The sequence below is a fragment of the Ralstonia sp. PBBBR1 genome, from assembly GCF_002256165.1.
Taxonomy (GTDB): Bacteria; Pseudomonadota; Gammaproteobacteria; order Burkholderiales; family Burkholderiaceae; genus Ralstonia; species Ralstonia thomasii.
In genome coordinates this window covers 690,301-707,253 of sequence record NZ_NKIL01000002.1, presented here as the reverse complement: position 1 = coordinate 707,253, position 16,953 = coordinate 690,301, and the positions used below count along the sequence as shown (strand labels likewise).

The window sequence follows — 16,953 nt, the reverse complement described above, 5'->3', positions numbered from 1 at the left end:
GCTCGGATCAGACGCCCTGCTTCAGGCTCGCCTGAATAAACGGGTCCAGATCGCCGTCCAGCACCTTCTGCGTGTTGGAGATTTCCACGTTGGTGCGCAGATCCTTGATACGGCTCTGGTCCAGCACGTACGAGCGGATCTGATGGCCCCAGCCCACGTCGGTCTTGGCGGCTTCTTGTGCGTCTGCAGCGGCCTGACGCTTGCGCAGTTCGTGCTCATACAGGCGCGACTTCAGCATCGTCATCGCCTCGGCACGGTTGCGGTGCTGCGAGCGGTCGTTCTGGCACTGCACGACGATGCCGGTCGGGATGTGCGTAATCCGCACGGCCGAGTCGGTCTTGTTGATGTGCTGACCGCCCGCACCGGAAGCACGGTACGTATCAACGCGCAGATCCGCAGGGTTGACCTCGATCTCGATCGAATCATCGACTTCCGGATACACGAAGATCGACGAGAACGACGTGTGGCGGCCACCCGCCGAGTCGAACGGCGATTTGCGCACCAGACGGTGCACGCCGGTTTCGGTGCGCAGAAAGCCAAACGCGTATTCGCCCTCGACCTTGATCGACGCGCTCTTGATGCCGGCCACGTCGCCTTCGGATTCTTCCAGGACTTCGGTCTTGAAGCCCTTGCGCTCGCAGTACTTCAGGTACTGGCGCAGCAGCATCGATGCCCAGTCGCACGCCTCGGTGCCGCCGGCGCCGGCCTGGATGTCAATAAAGCAGTTGGCGGCGTCCATCGGGCCGGAGAACATGCGGCGGAATTCCATGTCTTCGACGATGGCGCGCATGCCTGCGGTGTCAGCCTCGATGGCTTCGATGGTCTCGTCGTCGCCCTCTTCGCGGGCGAGCTCGAACAGTTCGGCGGCGCCGGTGAGATCTTCGTCAAGTTTGGTCAGCGCCAGCACGACGGTTTCAAGCGACTTCTTCTCGCGGCCCAGCTCCTGGGCGCGTTTGGGATCGTTCCAGACCTCGGGGTTTTCGAGTTCCTTGTCGACTTCGACTAGACGTTCAGATTTGACGTCGTAGTCAAAGATACCTCCGAAGGTCGTCGGCGCGCGACTTCAGGTCGGCCAACGTGTTCTGGATGGCATTGAGGCGTTCTGCTTCCATGGTGCAAAAATCCGGTCGGAAACCCGAAATTATAGCGGAATCAAGGGGTTTTCCGTCCGCGTAGAAGCCCAAAACGACCATTTTCCGCGGTGCGCGGCGGGATTTATGTGACTGCCACAGGCGTCCCGCCTGGCTTCGGTTAGCATGGCGGCCAGACCATATGGCTTTTGGCGCTGTCCGATGATCATCCGCTCGCTGCTCGATACCGATCTGTACAAATTCACGATGATGCAGGTGGTGCTGCATCACTTTCCCGGTGCAAATGTCGAATACCGCTTCAAGTGCCGCAACGCGGGCGTCGATCTGGTGCCGTTCATCGAAGAGATTCGCGCCGAGATCCGCCACCTTTGCACCCTGCGCTTTACTGATCCGGAGCTTGATTACCTGCGCGGCATGCGCTTCATCAAGAGCGATTTCGTCGATTTTCTTGGCCTGTTCCATCTCAACGAGAAATACATCGAAGTGCGCCCGGCGCCGAGCAACGATGGGCAGATCGAGATCGTCATCGCGGGGCCTTGGCTGCACACGATCATGTTCGAGGTGCCCGTTCTGGCCATCGTCAACGAGGTGTTCTTCAGCCGCACGCAGACGCACCCGCAGTGGGAGGAGGGCAAACGCCGCCTGACCGACAAGCTGGCATCGCTGAAGCGCCCCGGCCTGGAAGACTGCCGCATTGCCGACTACGGCACCCGCCGCCGTTTTTCGCACACCTGGCATGAGCATGTGCTGCTGGAGACGCATGCGCAACTCGGCGCCCAGTACGCGGGCACGAGCAACGTCTACTTCGCCATGAAGCACGGCATGACGCCGCTGGGCACCATGGCGCATGAATACCTGCAGGCCTGCCAAGCGCTGGGTCCGCGCCTGCGCGATTCCCAGACCTTTGCGCTGGAAACCTGGGCCAAGGAATATCGCGGCGACCTCGGCATCGCGCTGTCGGATACCTACGGCTTTGACGCCTTCCTGCGCGATTTCGACATGTTCTTCTGCAAGCTCTTCGACGGCGTTCGCCATGATTCCGGCGACCCGTTCGAGTGGGGCGAGCGCATGCTCAAGCATTACGACGACATGCGCGCCGAGCCGAAGTCCAAGGCGCTGATCTTCTCCGACAGCCTCGACATGCCCAAGGTCATCGGCCTGTATGAGCGCTTTCATGGCCGCTGCAAGCTGGCGTTTGGCGTGGGGACCAATCTGACAAACGACCTGGGCTACACGCCGCTGCAGATCGTCATCAAGATGGTCCGCTGCAATGGCCAGCCGGTGGCCAAACTGTCGGACGCGCCGGAGAAGACGATGTGCGACGATCCAGCGTACCTCACGTACCTGAAGCAGGTATTTGGCGTGCAATAAGGCTCACGCCGACGCCGAATAAGTTTCAACGGCGGGGGCGGATCGTGCAGGAAGCGGCTCGTATAATCGATCGATCTTTCGGAGCCGCCATGGAATCACAACCGGACACCCCCGTCGACCCGCTCGACACCAGCCGCGCACGCGACGCCATCTTTGCGCGCATCCGCAATGCGCAGCATCGTCCCGCGCAACCGACGCAGGGTGAGCGCGATGCCGTGGCGGATTACCTCGCGCGCCACCCCGCCGGCCCGCGCCCGCCGGTGCAGGAAAACCTTGCCGCGCATTTTGCCGAGCAGGCGCTGAAGATGGCTTCCACGCTGGATACCGTGGAGGCGCTGTCCGACGTGCCGGGCGCGGTGGCCCGTTACTTGTCTGGGCTGAACCTCCGGCCGCAGGCCGTGGCCTGGACTACGTTGGAATCGCTGGACTGGGCCGCTGCCGGCATCGGCATCGAATTCCGTCCGCCGGTGCGCGAGGCGCAAGCCGATCAGGAGCACGGCGATCTCGTCGGCATTACGGGTTGCTTCTGCGCGATTGCTGAGACGGGCTCGCTGATGCTGCTGTCGGGGCCGGAGAACGTCGCTTCCACGGCGCTGCTGCCCGAGACGCATATCGCCGTGGTTCCGCAGTCGCGCATCGTCGCCAATCTGGAAGATGCCTATTCGCTGATGCGCGCGGAGCGAGGCGAGCTGCCACGCGCCACCAACGTCATCAGCGGGCCGTCGCGCACGGGGGATATCGAGCAGACCATCGTGCTCGGCGCACATGGCCCGTATCGGGTGCATGTGATCGTGGTGTCGACTGCCTGAGACGGCGTCCAGGGCTCATTCGCTCATCAAACATCGGGGGACGTTCAGGGCGACAGACCTCGGGCGTTTACACTGGCGTCTTTGTTCGTGTGGCGAGGCTGCGTTTGCCGTGTGCGCCCACGCTTAGGAGAACGCCTACGTGAAACGCCTTTGGCCCCTTGTCTTCCTGTTCGTCTGTGGCCTGGCGCGCGCTGCTGATGTGAGCGGCGCTGAGTTGCACTTGTTGTGGGGTGTGCCGTTTGCGGGCATCCTGCTCTCGATTGCCATTGCACCGCTCATGATGCCCAAGCTATGGCACGACCATTACGGCAAGATCGCAGCGTCTTGGGCATTGGTGCTTCTGGTGCCGTTCGGGATCGCGTTTGGCTCGCAGGCGGCCATCGCTTCCGTCAATCACGCAGCCCTTGCTGAATACATTCCCTTCATCGCGCTGATCGCCGCTTTGTACGTTGTTGCAGGCGGTATCTGCATTCGCGGCAATCTGCATGGAACGCCAAAGCTCAACACGGGCTTGATCGCGCTTGGTACGGCGCTGGCCAGCATCATGGGCACGACCGGCGCCGCGATGCTGCTGATCCGGCCTTTGCTGCGCGCCAACGAGGCACGCCGGCATCGGGCGCACGTTGTCGTGTTCTTCATCTTTCTGGTGGCCAATGCAGGCGGGGCGCTCACGCCGCTGGGCGATCCGCCGCTCTTCCTCGGCTTCTTGCAGGGCGTGGATTTCTTCTGGACCGCGCAATATCTGTGGCGCCAGACGTTGACGATGTGGGTGCTGCTGCTGGCGATCTTCTTCGTTATCGACAGCTATTTCTATCACACGGGCAAGGAAGAACTGCCCAACATCACCGACGCCTCGCCGGATGATGCGGGCCCGCTGCGCTTCGAGGGCAACGTCAACTTTGTGCTGCTGGCGGGCATTCTCGGCCTCGTGCTGATGAGCGGGCTGTGGAAGCCCGGCATCATCTTCCACGTGATGGGTACCGAGGTGATGCTGCAGAACGTGGTACGCGACGTCGGGCTGGTCGTCATCGCGCTGCTTTCGTTGTGGCTCACCCCGGCAAGCGCGCGCGCCGGCAACGAGTTCAACTGGGAGCCCATTCTGGAAGTCGCCAAGCTGTTTGCCGGCATCTTCATCACGATCGGGCCGGTGATTGCCATGCTCAAGGCCGGCGTGGATGGCCCGTTCGCGGGCATCGTCCATCTCGTCAACGACAGCGCGGGCCAGCCGAACAACGTGATGTACTTCTGGGCGACGGGGGTGCTGTCGTCGTTTCTCGACAATGCGCCGACATATCTGGTGTTCTTCAACACCGCCGGTGGCGACGCACGCATGCTGATGAGCGAGGGCGCCTCCACGCTGGGCGCGATTTCCGCCGCGGCCGTGTTCATGGGTGCCAACACTTATATCGGCAACGCGCCCAACCTGATGGTCAAGGCCATTGCCGAAAGCCGCGGCCTGCAGATGCCCAGCTTCTTTGGCTACATGCTGTGGTCCGTGTGCATTCTCTTGCCGATTTTCGTTCTGATGACCTTCGTCTTCTTCCGCTAACCGAACGTGTGCTGAACGTATGAAACCCGGAATCCTTGTCACCCGCGCGATGTTTCCTGAAGTGCTTGAGCGCTTGCGCGAGACCTTCGACGTGATCGACAACCAAGCGGACGTCGACTATCCGCCCGAAGCGCTGGCGGAGCGTCTGCAAGGTCGCGTGGGCCTGCTGTCGAACGCTGCCGACACCATCAACGCCGAGCTGATCAGCCGCGTGCCCACGCTGCGAGCGGTGTGCAACATGGCCGTCGGCTATAACAACTTTGATCTCGCGGCGATGACGCGTGCGGGCATCCTGGCCACTAACACGCCCGACATCCTGACCGAGACCACCGCCGATTTCGGCTGGGCCTTGCTGATGGCCGCTGCACGCCGCGTGTCCGAATCCGAACGCTGGCTGCGTTCCGGGCAATGGAAGCGCTGGACCTACGATACGTTCCTCGGCGCAGAGGTGTATGGCAGCACGCTGGGCGTTCTCGGCATGGGCCGCATCGGCCAGGCGCTGGCGCGGCGTGCGAGCGGTTTCTCCATGCGCGTGATCTATCACAACCGCAGCCGGCTTTCGCCCGAAGTCGAGCGCGACACGCGCGCCACTTACGTCAGCAAGGACGACTTGCTGAAGCAGGCTGATCACCTCGTGCTGGTGCTGCCGTATTCCAAGGAAAGCCACCACGCCATTGGTGCAGCTGAGCTGGCACAGATGAAGCCGACCGCCACGCTGGTCAACCTGGCGCGTGGCGGCATCGTGGATGATGCCGCGTTGGCGCAGGCGCTGGCGGACAAGCGCATCTTTGCGGCTGGCCTGGACGTGTATGAGGGCGAGCCGAAGGTGCATCCGGCGCTGCTGGAGGCCGAGCACGTTGCGCTCACTCCGCACATTGCCAGTGCCACTTTCGGCACGCGCCTGGGCATGGCCAACCTGGCAGCCGACAACCTGATCGCTGCGCTGGGCTTTGGCCCCCGCGCGGGGCAGCCGCCCAACTTGTTGAACCCGGATGCGCTGGCGCAGCGCGCGTCCTCCTGATCGAACGCAAATATGGACTGGTTGGCTTTATTGACGTTGCTGGGCGTGGCCGTGGTGGCCGTGCTGTGTGTGCTGATCTGGCTTGGTGTGTCTCGCCCGGCGCAGAGCGATGTGTCGCCGATGTTCTCGGCACTGCGCGATGAACTGACACGCGGCAACGAGCGCATCGAGCGCGAACTGCGCGGCGAAATCGCTGAGACGGCCCGCATCGGCCGCAGCGACGTCACGCAGCAACTGGGGCAATTCCAGCAGGTGCTGGCCACGCAGCTCACCAGCGTCGCCACGCTGCAGAACAACCAGATCGACACGTTTGCGCAGCAGCTCACCAAGCTGACTGAAACAAACACGCAGCAGTTGGAAGCGGTGCGTCAGAACTTGCAGCAGCAAGCCCAACAGGCACGTGAAGAGCAGGGCAATGCGCTGCGCCGCTTTGGCGAGACGATGCAGCAGCAGCTCGCCCAGTTGGGTGAGGGCAACGAACGTCGTCTGGCCGAGGTGCGTGCCACGCTGGAGCAGAAGCTCAAGGACATCGAGGCGAACAACGCGACCAAGCTCGATGAGATGCGCCGCACCGTCGACGAGAAGCTCCACGCCACACTGGAACAGCGCCTGGGCGAATCGTTCAAGCTGGTGTCTGATCGGCTTGAGCAGGTGCATCGCGGCCTGGGCGAAATGCAGGCGCTGGCCCAGGGCGTGGGGGACCTGAAGAAGGTGCTGACCAACGTGAAGACGCGCGGCACCTGGGGCGAAGTCCAGCTGGAGATGCTGCTGGAGCAGATGCTCACGCCCGAGCAGTACGGCAAGAACGTCGAGACCGTGCACGGTACCGGTGCACGCGTGGAATTCGCCATTCGCCTGCCTGGCAAGACCGATGCCGATCACGATGCCACCGTCTGGCTGCCGATCGACGCCAAGTTCCCGAAAGAGCAGTACGAACGCCTGCTGGACGCACAGGAACGTGCCGATGCCGAAGCCGCTGCCAGCGCCAGCCGCGAGCTGGAAGTCGCGGTGCGCAAGGAGGCGCAGACCATCCACGAGAAGTACATCGCGCCGCCGGCCACGACCGACTTCGCCATCCTGTTCCTGCCGACGGAAGGTCTTTACGCTGAAGTGCTGCGCCGCCCGGGCCTGACTGACGAGCTGCAACGCAAGTTCCGCGTGACGGTGGCGGGCCCGACCACGCTCACCGCGATCCTCAACAGCCTGCAGATGGGCTTCCGAACGCTGGCGCTCGAAAAACGCTCCAGCGAAGTGTGGCAAGTGCTCGGCGCGGTGAAGAGCGAGTTCGGAAAGTTCGGCGACGTGCTGGCCGCGACAAAGAAAACGCTGGAGCGCGCCGTCAGCAACATCGAGCAGGCCGAGGTGCGTACGCGGCAGATGAATCGTAAGCTCAAGGCAGTGGAGGCGTTGCCGAGCGATTCTGCGCAGAGCGTGCTGGGGCTGGAGTCCGCCGTGCCGCCGGACGAGGAAATCGAGGTCGATTAAGGCTGGTCCGACTAGGCCGTCAGCAAAAGAAAAGGGGCGGATATTCCGCCCCTTCTTCGTGGACCTCGGAAGCGATCAGGCTTCTTCCGGCACGTCGCGCAGCAGGATCTCGATGCCGCCGAAGCGCTCGGCGACCCAGTTGTAGGCATGGCAAGCGAGCCACAGGGCACCAAAACCAACCAAAGCATTGAGGATCAGGCCGCTGAGCACAACAATCGTCGGCAGTTCACCGTAGCGGACGAAGCCGACGAAGAAGAACAGCCCTACGACCGGCAGCGAGAAACAGAGATACACCAGCACCAGCGCGCGTGCGGTGTGGGCCGGGTGAAGATACGCAATCTCCTTGGTCATCATGGCAGTGCTCAGGCTCAAATCCGAAACAATCAAACTGGCGCAGAGTGTAGCGAATCGACCGATGCGCCGATACCCGCAGCCCGGAGGTGACGCAAAAAACCGACAGCATGCGGTGTTGCAGCCAGCGCAAGAGCCGCTGCCGCCACGCCGCTCAGACGAGGCCGTCGAACAGCAGTACCTGCACGGCGTCGCCGGCGTTGACCTGGCCCTGTTCGTGGGCGAGCACGACGAAGCAATTTGCTTCGCTCATGGAACGCAGGACGCCCGATCCTTGCTGGCCGGTCAAGCGGACTTCGAGCTGGCCGCGATCATTCAGGGCAGCGATCGCGCGCTGATATTCCGTGCGCCCCGGGCGCTTGCGGATCTGGGCGGCGCTCACGGCCGGCACCAACGGTGCGCCGGCGTCGGTGGCGCCCATCATGCGCAGCAGCGCACCGCGCACGAAGTGATAGAACGTCACCATCACCGCCACCGGGTTGCCCGGCAAGCCAAAAAGGAAGGCGCTGCGGCCATTTGACGCGATGCGCCCGAGCGCCATCGGCCGGCCCGGGCGCATGGCGATCTTCCAGAACGTTACGTCGCCCAGCTTGGCCATCATCTGTTTGGTGAAGTCTGCTTCGCCGACGGAGACACCACCCGAAGTGATGATCGCATCGGCGTTTTCAGCGGCGGTGCGGAAGGCGGTTTCGAGCGCCGCCGGGTCGTCGCGCACGACGCCCATGTCGAGCAGTTCAACACCCAGGCGCGAAAGCATGCCGTGTAACGTGTAGCGGTTGGAGTCGTACACGCAGCCGGCGTCAAGCGGTTCGCCAATGGAGCGCAACTCGTCGCCGGTCGAGAAGAACGCCACGCGCAGCTTGCGGCGCACCGACACTTCGGCGATGCCGAGCGAGGCCAGCAAACCGATATCGGCAGGGCGCAGCGTTCGGCCTGCGGACAGCGCGGTGCTGCCTCGCGCGAGGTCTTCTCCACGCAGACGTCGGTTGTCGCCTGCGCGCACGGCGTCGCGGGCAAAGCGAACGGTGTCGGCTTCGCCTTGCGTGAATTCCTGTGGGATGACCGTATCGCAGCCGGCCGGCATGACGGCACCGGTCATCACGCGCACGGCTTCGCCTGCGCTGGGCACGCCGTCAAAGGCGATACCGGCATACGCCGTGCCGATCACGCGCAAGCAGATTTCGCCTGCATGGCCTGCAAGTTCTGCACTGGCAAAGGCAAAGCCGTCCATCGCCGAGTTGTCGTGCGAAGGCACGTCGATGGACGACAGCACGTCTTCGGCCAGCACGCGATCGAGCGCGCTGCGGATGGGCACGCGGGCAACGCCGCTTACGGGCTGCACGAAGTCGCGCATGATGGCTTGCGCTTGCGCGACGGGCAGGGCGTTCGGATCGTAATCGGACAGGCACGAAACGACGGAGGCAAGGGTGGTCATGACGTCGATGAGGGATCGGTGGCGTTGGCGCTCTAGCGGCGCTCGGCCAGCTGGTGCAGTTCTTCCAGCGTGTTGATGTTGGCGAAGGCGGTGCTGTCGTCAAACAACACGTCCACCGTCGCGTGGCGCGCCGTCCAGGTTTCGATCTTGCGGCCCCCGCCTTGCAGATAGACGATCAGGTCGTCGGCCAGCAGCGCATCGATCAAACAGAATACTGGCTGCACCTGCCGGCGCGGTTGACCTTGCGCATCCGGCTCCATCGTCACCGGCATGGCGATGCGCGCGTTGGCTTCTTCCATTGCCTGCGAGAGCTTGGCGGCCAGGTCGGTCGGCACGAAGGGCGAATCGCAAGGCGCAGTCAGCAGGTAGCGCGTCTGGCATTGCTCCAGCCCGGCCAGGATGCCAGCCAAGGGGCCGGCAAAATCCGGCACTGAATCCGCCACCACCGGCACGCCAAACGACTCGTACGCGGCCAAGTTGCGATTCGCGTTGATCAGCATGTGGCCCACCTGGGGTGACAGGCGCATCAGCGTGTGCATCGCCATCGGCGCGCCGCGAAACGTCTGCAGGCCTTTGTCAACGCCGCCCATGCGGCTGCCCCGGCCGCCGGCCAGGATCAGGCCGGTAATGTCGGATGTCGGAATCATGTGGTTGAACGCTGGCGGATTCAGCCGCCGATGTAGGACATTTCGATGCGCCGGCCGGCTGGCTGGGCCTTGCCGCTGGCACGCAATTCGGAGTAGCGATCGGCGCGGCCTTGCCAGACCGTGCGGATCGCGTTGGAGAGTTCCAGATCGGTCGCGCCGCCGCGCAATAACGCGCGCAGGTCGAAGCCTTCGGTGGCGAACAGGCAGAGATACAGCTTGCCTTCGGTCGACAACCGCGCGCGCGTGCAATCGTGGCAGAACGCCTGGGTCACGCTCGAGATCACGCCGACCTCGCCAGCGCCGTCGACGTAGCGCCAGCGCTCGGCCGTTTCGCCGCTGTAATTCGCCGACACCGGCTCGAGCGCAAACTCGGGCGAAAGGCGCTTGATCACCTCGGCCGACGGCACGACGGAGCGCATGTCCCAATGGTTGGTCGTGCCCACATCCATGTATTCGATAAAGCGCACGATGATGCCGCTGCCGCGGAAGTGGCGCGCCATCGGCACGATCTGGTCTTCGTTGTCGCCTTTCTTGACGACCATGTTGACCTTGATCGGCGCCAGTCCGGCGTTCTGCGCGACTTCAATGCCGTGCAGCACTTCGCCCACCGCAAAATCGACATCGTTCATGCGGCGGAAAGTCGCATCGTCGATGCCGTCGAGGCTGACGGTCACGCGAGTGAGGCCCGCATCTTTTAGCGATTGCGCCTTGCGAGCGAGCAGGGCGCCGTTGGTCGTGAGCGTGAGGTCTAGCGGCTTGCCTTCGGCGGTGGTGAGGCGCGCGAGCATTTCGACCAGACGTTCGATGTCTTTGCGCAGCAGCGGCTCGCCGCCGGTCAGGCGGATCTTTTCGACGCCGTGCTCGATAAACAGCCGCGCCATGCGCTCGATCTCTTCGAACGACAGCAGCTCGGAATGCCGCAGGAAGCGGTAATCCTTGTCGAACACGTCCTTCGGCATGCAGTAGACGCAGCGGAAGTTGCAGCGGTCTGTCACCGAGACGCGCAGATCGTGCAGCCGGCGGCCGCGCGTGTCCGTCAGCCTGCCCTCTGCCGGGACAAGCACATTGGGCACGGCGGGCACCGTGGCGCGATGGTGCTGGCCATCACGCAGATCGTAGAGGGGGATGACGGTTTCGGTCATGGTGTGGTGCGGTGCGTCAATCCACGAAGCGGGAGTGTTGCACTCGATACAGGTTCGAGTGTAGCGCAGCCCTTGTTCCGCGCGAGCGGTGGGGTTTCATACTCGATAGATCGCGCACAGGAAAAAGGGCGGCCGAAGCCGCCCCCAGGCACTTGCCCCGGCGGTTACCCGCCGGTGTGCTGCTTACTGCTGGTCTGCGCCACCCGCCGGACGGTGGGTCTCGACCAGAACCATCGGGCCGTGCTGGACCGGCGGCAGCGGTTTGCGCTCGCGCGGCACACGCGGTGCCGTAACGGTGCGTGCAGCCTCTTCCTGCGAGGCGCGCAGCTTCTGACTGTCAGTGTGGACCCACGTCATTCCGGCATTGTCCAGCACGCTCTGCAGCGTCTCGATCGGCAGCGGCGAAGCCTTGGCGATCGTGCTGACCGGAGCCGGCACTTCCGCAAATGCCGTAACGATGGCCTCTTGAGGCGCTTCCGCTTCGACTTCCGCTGCGGGCGCTGCGATAGCGGCTGCAAGGGCGGGCTCCGTCGGTTGCACTTGCGGCAGGGCCGACACAGGGGCCACGGCTTCCGCAGCATGCACCGGTTCCTGCACCACCGGAGCCGGGTTCTCAACCGGTGCAAACGACGTCGTCTGCACAGGTTCCGCCACGGTTGCGGGCAGCACCGGCTCGGCATGCATGTCGGCGACGGCTTCGTCTGCGCTTTCGGCGCCTTCGTTTTCGCCTTCACCTTCACCTTCCGCACGGACGCCTTCCGCGCCCTCGCGGTCACGGCGATAGCGGTTGCGGCCACGGCGCCCACGACGACGGCGCTCTTCGCCTTCACCGTTGACTTCCGCGCCCGGCGTCACGCCTTCGCCCTCGATGCCTTCTACCGGAGCAGCGGTGTCGAGCAGCGGTTGCGGCACTTGCGATGCGGCGGTCTGGTCGATCAGGCCTTCGGCAGCCAGGGAAGCGGCTTCCTTGGCTTGTGCGTCGCGCTCGCCACGGTTTTCGCGCGGCTCACGGTTTTCACGCGGCTCGCGCGGTTCACGACCTTCGCGGGCTTCTCGGCCTTCACGCGGTTGGCGCTCGCGACGTTCCTGGTTGCGCTCCCGGCGGCCTTGGCCCTGGTTCTGACCCTCGGTGCGAACCTCCTGACCTTGCTGCGGCTGGCGCGCTTCAGCCGTCTCGCGGACAGCGCCTTCGACCTGGGCCGGCTGGCGGTTGCGATCGCGGTTGCCGCGCTGACCGTCACGTTGACCGTCACGCTGGACTTGTTGCTGACCTTCGCGGGCTTCGTTGCGCTCACGGCCCTGGCGGCTGCCATCGCGGCCGTTCTGGCTTTGACCTTGGCGCTCGCCACGTTCGCCACGCTGGCCTCGGCCACCACGGTCCTGGCGATTGCCGCGGCCTTGGCGGTTGCCTTCTTCAGCACGTTGCTTCGGCGTTTCGACCGGCGCAGCCACCACCGGCTCGGCCGGTTTGGCGCCAAACAGCGATTTCAGCCACGAGACAAAACCACCTTGGGCAGGGACCGGAGCCGGGGCCGGCGCTTGCGGTGCCGGAGCGGCTTCAGTACGAACCGGACGCTCAGCGCGCGGCACCGACACGGGTGCCGGTTGGTCCGGCGTGATGCCCTTGACGGCAGCTTCCTGGCGCGGCTTGGCAGTTTCCTTGCGGGTGCTGTAAGCGGTGTCGGCTTCCAGCTCCTTGGCGGCCTCTTCGGCCATCTTGTAGCTGGCCTTGTCGTCGTCCAGGCGCGGATCGTCGTGGCGCAGGCGTTCCAGCTTGTAGTGCGGCGTCTCCAGATGCTTGTTCGGAATCAGCAGCACGTTGACCTTGAAGCGCGTCTCGATCAGGTTGATGTCCGGGCGCTTCTCGTTGAGAAGGAACGCAGCCACTTCCACTGGCACCTGGCAGTGGATCGCGGCGGTGTTTTCCTTCATCGCCTCTTCCTGGATGATGCGCAGCACCTGCAGGGCGGACGATTCGGTATCGCGGATATGCCCCGTGCCGTTACAGCGTGGGCAAGTGACGTGCGAGCCTTCCGACAGCGACGGACGCAGGCGCTGGCGCGACAGCTCCATCAGGCCGAAGCGGCTGATCTTGCCCATTTGCACCCGGGCGCGGTCGTGACGCAGCGCGTCTTTCAGGCGGGTTTCGACATCCTTCTGCGCCTTGCTCGACTCCATGTCGATGAAGTCGATCACGATCAGGCCGCCGAGGTCACGCAGGCGGAGCTGGCGAGCGATTTCGTCGGCAGCCTCAAGGTTGGTGCGCGCGGCGGTTTCTTCGATATCGGCGCCCTTGGTAGCGCGCGCCGAGTTCACGTCAATGGCGACGAGCGCCTCGGTGTGGTCAATCACAATGGCGCCGCCCGAGGGCAGCATGACCATGCGCGAGTACGCCGATTCAATCTGGTGTTCGATCTGGAAGCGCGAGAACAGGGGAACGTCGTCGCGGTACTTCTTCACCCGATTCATGTTGTCGGGCATCACCACGCTCATGAAGGCGCGGGCCTGATCGTAGATGTCGTCCGTATCGATCAGGATTTCGCCGATATCCGGCTGGAAGTAATCGCGGATGGCGCGGATCACCAGGCTGGATTCGAGATAGATCAGCAGCGGGGCCTTGTTGTCGACGGCGGCACCATCGACGGCTTTCCACAGCTGCATCAGGTAGTTCAAGTCCCACTGCAGCTCTTCGGCCGAGCGGCCAATGCCGGCGGTGCGGGCGATGATGCTCATGCCGTCCGGCACTTCCAGTTGCGCCATCGTCTCGCGCAGTTCCTGGCGGTCCTCGCCCTCGATGCGGCGCGACACGCCGCCGCCGCGCGGGTTGTTCGGCATCAGCACAAGGTAGCGGCCAGCCAGCGAGATAAACGTGGTCAGGGCTGCGCCCTTGTTGCCGCGTTCTTCCTTTTCAACCTGGACGATCAGCTCCTGGCCTTCAGACAGGGCATCCTGGATGCGCGCGCCGCGCACGTCCACACCGTCCTTGAAATAGGCGCGGGCGACTTCCTTGAAGGGGAGAAAACCGTGCCGCTCTTCGCCGTAGTTGACGAAGCACGCTTCCAGCGACGGTTCGATGCGGGTGATGACACCCTTGTAGATATTGCCTTTGCGCTGCTCGCGCCCGGCGGTTTCGATGTCGATGTCGATCAGTTTCTGACCATCGACAATGGCGACGCGCAATTCTTCTTGCTGCGTCGCATTGAACAACATGCGTTTCATTGCAACCTCACTCCAATGCCGTGCAAGCACGGCGCTTCATGGAGCACGCAAAGGCGGAGCGGGTGGTCAACGAATTGCCGAGGTGTCGGCCAACAAAACAAGGAAGGCGCGACGGGGCACGGGCGAAAGAAATGAGGGCATTCCACGCGTCATCATGGATGGCAGGGCGGAGTCCGCGGACGCCGTTGGCGTCCAGTTGCGCGTCCTGTCACTCGTGCCACGGGCCAGATGCATTTGCAGGTGGGCCGGCGGCGGCGAGTCGCGTGAAGCGACCACAAAGAGCGAATTGACGGACGGCCTTTCCGGACGAAACCCGCGGCGGGGCAAATCGGGCGGCGTGCTGCTTTTTAGAGTTTTGCCGCCGGACCGCCATGGCAACGCGGTAACCGGATGTTCAGCCGGCCGGCACCAGTCTGGTGCGGCAAGGGCTTCTTTCACCAAGCGGGCGCCGTATGGATGACCATGTGGCGCCCGCCTTTGAATTCTGTTCTACCAGCTGCTCGTTCTACGCTGGCCGATGTTGCCGACGTGATCTTTGGTTCACGTCTTGCGCGATGGGACAGCGGTGCGTGCTGCTTTCGTGCCGAAGAGTCGGCCACATGATTAGCTTTGTAACACAAGTGGGCGAGAGATCGGCACGTTCCGGACCGAAACGGTGGCTGTGTACAATACCTGTTGTTTCGTTCCGACCGGCTGTTGCTGGCGCCTAAACGACTGTCCAGCGAGAAAATTATATTGAAAATGAATGAGTTACGCCATCCATTTGATGGCCGCATTCAACAGGCCGGACGTGGCACACTCGGCGATGCGCTCGACGGCAAGTCAGTCGCCTATGTTGAAATCGGTGAAGACGCCGAAGGGCAGCGCATCGACAATTTCCTGATGCGCGTGGCCAAGGGCGTGCCCAAGAGCCATATCTACCGCATCCTGCGTTCCGGCGAGGTGCGAGTCAACAAAGGCCGCATCGACGCGGAATACCGTCTGAAACTCGGCGATCTGGTTCGTATTCCGCCGCTGCGGATTGCCCAGCAGGTGGAAGCGGCCCGCCCTGTGCCGGCGGCAGAATTCACGATCCTTCACGAAGATACGCATCTTTTGGTGATCGATAAGCCCGCCGGGGTGGCCGTGCACGGCGGCTCCGGGGTGGCCTTCGGGGTGATTGAACAATTGCGTCAGTCGCGCCCGGACGCCAAGTTCCTGGAACTGGTACACCGCCTCGACCGCGAAACGTCGGGCGTGCTGCTGCTTGCAAAAAAACGCTCTGCGCTGGTGGCGCTGCATGAGCAGATCCGCGAAGGCCAGTTGGACAAGCGGTACTTTGCGGCGGTGAAGGGCGTCTGGCCGCACAAGCGACAACACATCAAGTCGCCACTGCACAAATACACCACGCCGGAAGGCGAGCGCCGCGTGCGCGTGCAGGCCGATGGGCAGGCGTCGCACACGATCTTCAACAAGGTCGGCGTGTTTGGCCCATACACGTTGCTGGAGGCCGAACTGAAGACCGGGCGCACGCACCAGATCCGGGTGCATTTGGCCCACGCGGGTTTTCCAATCCTGGGCGACGACAAGTACGGCGACTTCGCCCTGAACAAGGCGCTATCCCGCGCGAATGCTTCGCCGCGACTGGCGCGGATGTTCTTGCATGCGCATCGCCTACAACTGACGCATCCGCATAGCGGTGAAGTCGTCACGTTCAATGCGCCGTTGCCCGCCGAGTGTACCGATTTCCTCAACGCTTTCCAGGGCCCCGATTCCGATGCCGCAGCAGCGCTTTGATTTGATCGTCTTCGATTGGGATGGCACGTTGATGGATTCGACGTCGGCCATCACCCGGTCGATCCAGCTCGCATGCCGGGATCTTGACCTGCCGGTGCCCGACGATGCACGGGCGAGCCACGTGATTGGCCTGGGCCTGCGGGATGCGCTCGAATATGCCGTCCCGACGCTTGATCCCGCCGACTACGGCAAGCTGGCGGACCGGTATCGTTTCCATTACCTCAGCCGTGATGCGCATCTCGTCCTGTTTCCGGGCGTGCGAGAAATGCTGGAAGCACTGCGCCGCCAGAACTATCTGCTGGCTGTGGCGACGGGCAAGTCCCGCGTGGGCCTGCAACGTGCGATGGAGGCGACAAATCTGACGGGCGTGTTCGACAACACGCGTTGCGCCGATGAGACGTTCTCTAAGCCGCACCCCGCCATGCTGCTCGAACTCACGCGCGATCTCGGCATGGAGGTCGAGCGCACCGTGATGATCGGCGACACGACGCACGATCTGCAAATGGCCGCCAATGCAGGCGCCGCCGGCGTGGCCGTCACATACGGGGCGCATCCTGCCGATGTGCTGGATTCGCTTACGCCGCTGTATAGCGCCAAGTCGGTTCCCGATCTGCACAATTGGCTGACGCAACATGCCTGACATGGCGGAGCCGGTTCGTGTATGCGAAAGCGCTGCGCTGGAAGACGGCGGTCTGGGTGTCCGGTTTCAGGTGGACGTGCGCGGTCGGCTCGTCAGCGCGTTTGTCGTCCGTTACGCTGGCGGGGTGCATGGCTATTTGAACCAGTGCGCGCACGTGCCGATGGAAATGGACTGGCAGGAAGGCCAGTTTTTCGAAAGCTCCGGTCTGTATCTGATGTGCGCGACGCATGGTGCCATTTACGAGCCGGATACTGGCCGGTGCGTCGGCGGGCCGTGCCGGGGTTCGCATTTGTCCAAGCTTGAGGTTGCCGAGCGCGACGGCGCAGTCTGGTGGCAGCCGGATACGCTATTCCGGGCGCCCGTGTCCGCGCCCGAACCGACACCTTCTGCCTAGTAGCGCAGTTTTTCTTCTCGATC

Annotated in this window: 14 protein-coding genes; 8 read left to right on the top strand and 6 right to left on the bottom strand. The window is 63.5% G+C overall.

What is annotated here, in order from left to right:
• Positions 1-7 precede the first annotated feature (7 nt).
• A protein-coding gene (gene prfB / locus CFE42_RS03365) for a peptide chain release factor 2 (protein ID WP_012435212.1) occupies positions 8-1,112 on the bottom strand; the annotation gives its coding sequence in 2 pieces (ribosomal slippage) (positions 8-1,030 and positions 1,032-1,112; 1,104 coding nt in all).
• Positions 1,113-1,292: 180 nt separating this feature from the next.
• Between prfB and pncB the strand changes: the two genes are divergently transcribed.
• The 5 genes from pncB (at position 1,293) to CFE42_RS03340 (ending at position 7,326) form a co-directional block, all read left to right on the top strand.
• A complete protein-coding gene (gene pncB / locus CFE42_RS03360; RefSeq protein WP_004635691.1) occupies positions 1,293-2,462 on the top strand; it encodes a nicotinate phosphoribosyltransferase in 1,170 nt (389 codons plus the stop codon).
• Between the two features lie 89 nt (positions 2,463-2,551).
• Positions 2,552-3,271, top strand: coding sequence for a lactate utilization protein C (locus tag CFE42_RS03355; protein WP_004635690.1), 720 nt, complete (start codon positions 2,552-2,554; stop codon positions 3,269-3,271).
• A 139-nt stretch (positions 3,272-3,410) separates the two neighbouring features.
• Positions 3,411-4,820, top strand: coding sequence for a sodium:proton antiporter (locus CFE42_RS03350; protein WP_004635687.1), 1,410 nt, complete (start codon positions 3,411-3,413; stop codon positions 4,818-4,820).
• Positions 4,821-4,839: 19 nt separating this feature from the next.
• Entirely contained in the window at positions 4,840-5,841 is a 1,002-nt protein-coding gene (locus CFE42_RS03345) for a D-glycerate dehydrogenase (protein ID WP_004635683.1), read from the top strand.
• A 12-nt stretch (positions 5,842-5,853) separates the two neighbouring features.
• Entirely contained in the window at positions 5,854-7,326 is a 1,473-nt protein-coding gene (locus tag CFE42_RS03340) for a DNA recombination protein RmuC (protein WP_004635682.1), read from the top strand.
• Positions 7,327-7,401: 75 nt separating this feature from the next.
• Here CFE42_RS03340 and CFE42_RS03335 read toward each other — a convergent pair whose 3' ends face one another.
• From CFE42_RS03335 to CFE42_RS03315, 5 genes are all read right to left on the bottom strand, one after another.
• Positions 7,402-7,680: a hypothetical protein gene (locus CFE42_RS03335; RefSeq protein ID WP_004635681.1), complete on the bottom strand. Its 279-nt coding sequence runs from the start codon at positions 7,678-7,680 to the stop codon at positions 7,402-7,404.
• Between the two features lie 151 nt (positions 7,681-7,831).
• Entirely contained in the window at positions 7,832-9,112 is a 1,281-nt protein-coding gene (gene glp, locus CFE42_RS03330) for a gephyrin-like molybdotransferase Glp (protein ID WP_004635679.1), read from the bottom strand.
• A 32-nt stretch (positions 9,113-9,144) separates the two neighbouring features.
• Positions 9,145-9,759: a molybdenum cofactor guanylyltransferase MobA gene (gene mobA, locus CFE42_RS03325; RefSeq protein ID WP_004635678.1), complete on the bottom strand. Its 615-nt coding sequence runs from the start codon at positions 9,757-9,759 to the stop codon at positions 9,145-9,147.
• Positions 9,760-9,779: 20 nt separating this feature from the next.
• Positions 9,780-10,901: a GTP 3',8-cyclase MoaA gene (gene moaA / locus CFE42_RS03320; RefSeq protein WP_004635677.1), complete on the bottom strand. Its 1,122-nt coding sequence runs from the start codon at positions 10,899-10,901 to the stop codon at positions 9,780-9,782.
• Between the two features lie 183 nt (positions 10,902-11,084).
• Positions 11,085-14,120: an Rne/Rng family ribonuclease gene (locus tag CFE42_RS03315; protein WP_004635676.1), complete on the bottom strand. Its 3,036-nt coding sequence runs from the start codon at positions 14,118-14,120 to the stop codon at positions 11,085-11,087.
• A gap of 741 nt (positions 14,121-14,861) precedes the next feature.
• Here CFE42_RS03315 and CFE42_RS03310 point away from each other — a divergent pair.
• From CFE42_RS03310 to CFE42_RS03300, 3 genes are read left to right on the top strand one after another with little or no spacing between them, the layout of a single operon-like run.
• On the top strand, positions 14,862-15,896 hold the full coding sequence (locus CFE42_RS03310; RefSeq protein WP_004635675.1) for an RluA family pseudouridine synthase: 1,035 nt from the start codon (positions 14,862-14,864) through the stop codon (positions 15,894-15,896).
• Positions 15,877-16,536 carry an HAD-IA family hydrolase gene (locus tag CFE42_RS03305; RefSeq protein ID WP_004635673.1) on the top strand — a complete coding sequence of 220 codons (660 nt, stop codon included), beginning with the start codon at positions 15,877-15,879 and terminating at the stop codon, positions 16,534-16,536. Before CFE42_RS03310 ends, CFE42_RS03305 begins: the two co-directional genes overlap by 20 nt.
• A complete protein-coding gene (locus CFE42_RS03300) occupies positions 16,529-16,930 on the top strand; it encodes a Rieske (2Fe-2S) protein (RefSeq protein ID WP_004635671.1) in 402 nt (133 codons plus the stop codon). Before CFE42_RS03305 ends, CFE42_RS03300 begins: the two co-directional genes overlap by 8 nt.
• Positions 16,931-16,953 lie beyond the last annotated feature (23 nt).

What these genes read in the sequence shown, in the direction of transcription:
- pncB (WP_004635691.1), top strand. Translation starts at nt 1,293, where the DNA reads ATGATCATCCGCTCGCTGCTCGATACCGATCTGTACAAATTCACGATG.
- CFE42_RS03355 (WP_004635690.1), top strand. Translation starts at nt 2,552, where the DNA reads ATGGAATCACAACCGGACACCCCCGTCGACCCGCTCGACACCAGCCGC.
- CFE42_RS03345 (WP_004635683.1), top strand. Translation starts at nt 4,840, where the DNA reads ATGAAACCCGGAATCCTTGTCACCCGCGCGATGTTTCCTGAAGTGCTT.
- CFE42_RS03340 (WP_004635682.1), top strand. Translation starts at nt 5,854, where the DNA reads ATGGACTGGTTGGCTTTATTGACGTTGCTGGGCGTGGCCGTGGTGGCC.
- CFE42_RS03335 (WP_004635681.1), bottom strand. Translation starts at nt 7,680, where the DNA reads ATGATGACCAAGGAGATTGCGTATCTTCACCCGGCCCACACCGCACGC.
- glp (WP_004635679.1), bottom strand. Translation starts at nt 9,112, where the DNA reads ATGACCACCCTTGCCTCCGTCGTTTCGTGCCTGTCCGATTACGATCCG.
- mobA (WP_004635678.1), bottom strand. Translation starts at nt 9,759, where the DNA reads ATGATTCCGACATCCGACATTACCGGCCTGATCCTGGCCGGCGGCCGG.
- moaA (WP_004635677.1), bottom strand. Translation starts at nt 10,901, where the DNA reads ATGACCGAAACCGTCATCCCCCTCTACGATCTGCGTGATGGCCAGCAC.
- CFE42_RS03315 (WP_004635676.1), bottom strand. Translation starts at nt 14,120, where the DNA reads ATGAAACGCATGTTGTTCAATGCGACGCAGCAAGAAGAATTGCGCGTC.
- CFE42_RS03310 (WP_004635675.1), top strand. Translation starts at nt 14,862, where the DNA reads ATGAATGAGTTACGCCATCCATTTGATGGCCGCATTCAACAGGCCGGA.
- CFE42_RS03305 (WP_004635673.1), top strand. Translation starts at nt 15,877, where the DNA reads ATGCCGCAGCAGCGCTTTGATTTGATCGTCTTCGATTGGGATGGCACG.
- CFE42_RS03300 (WP_004635671.1), top strand. Translation starts at nt 16,529, where the DNA reads ATGCCTGACATGGCGGAGCCGGTTCGTGTATGCGAAAGCGCTGCGCTG.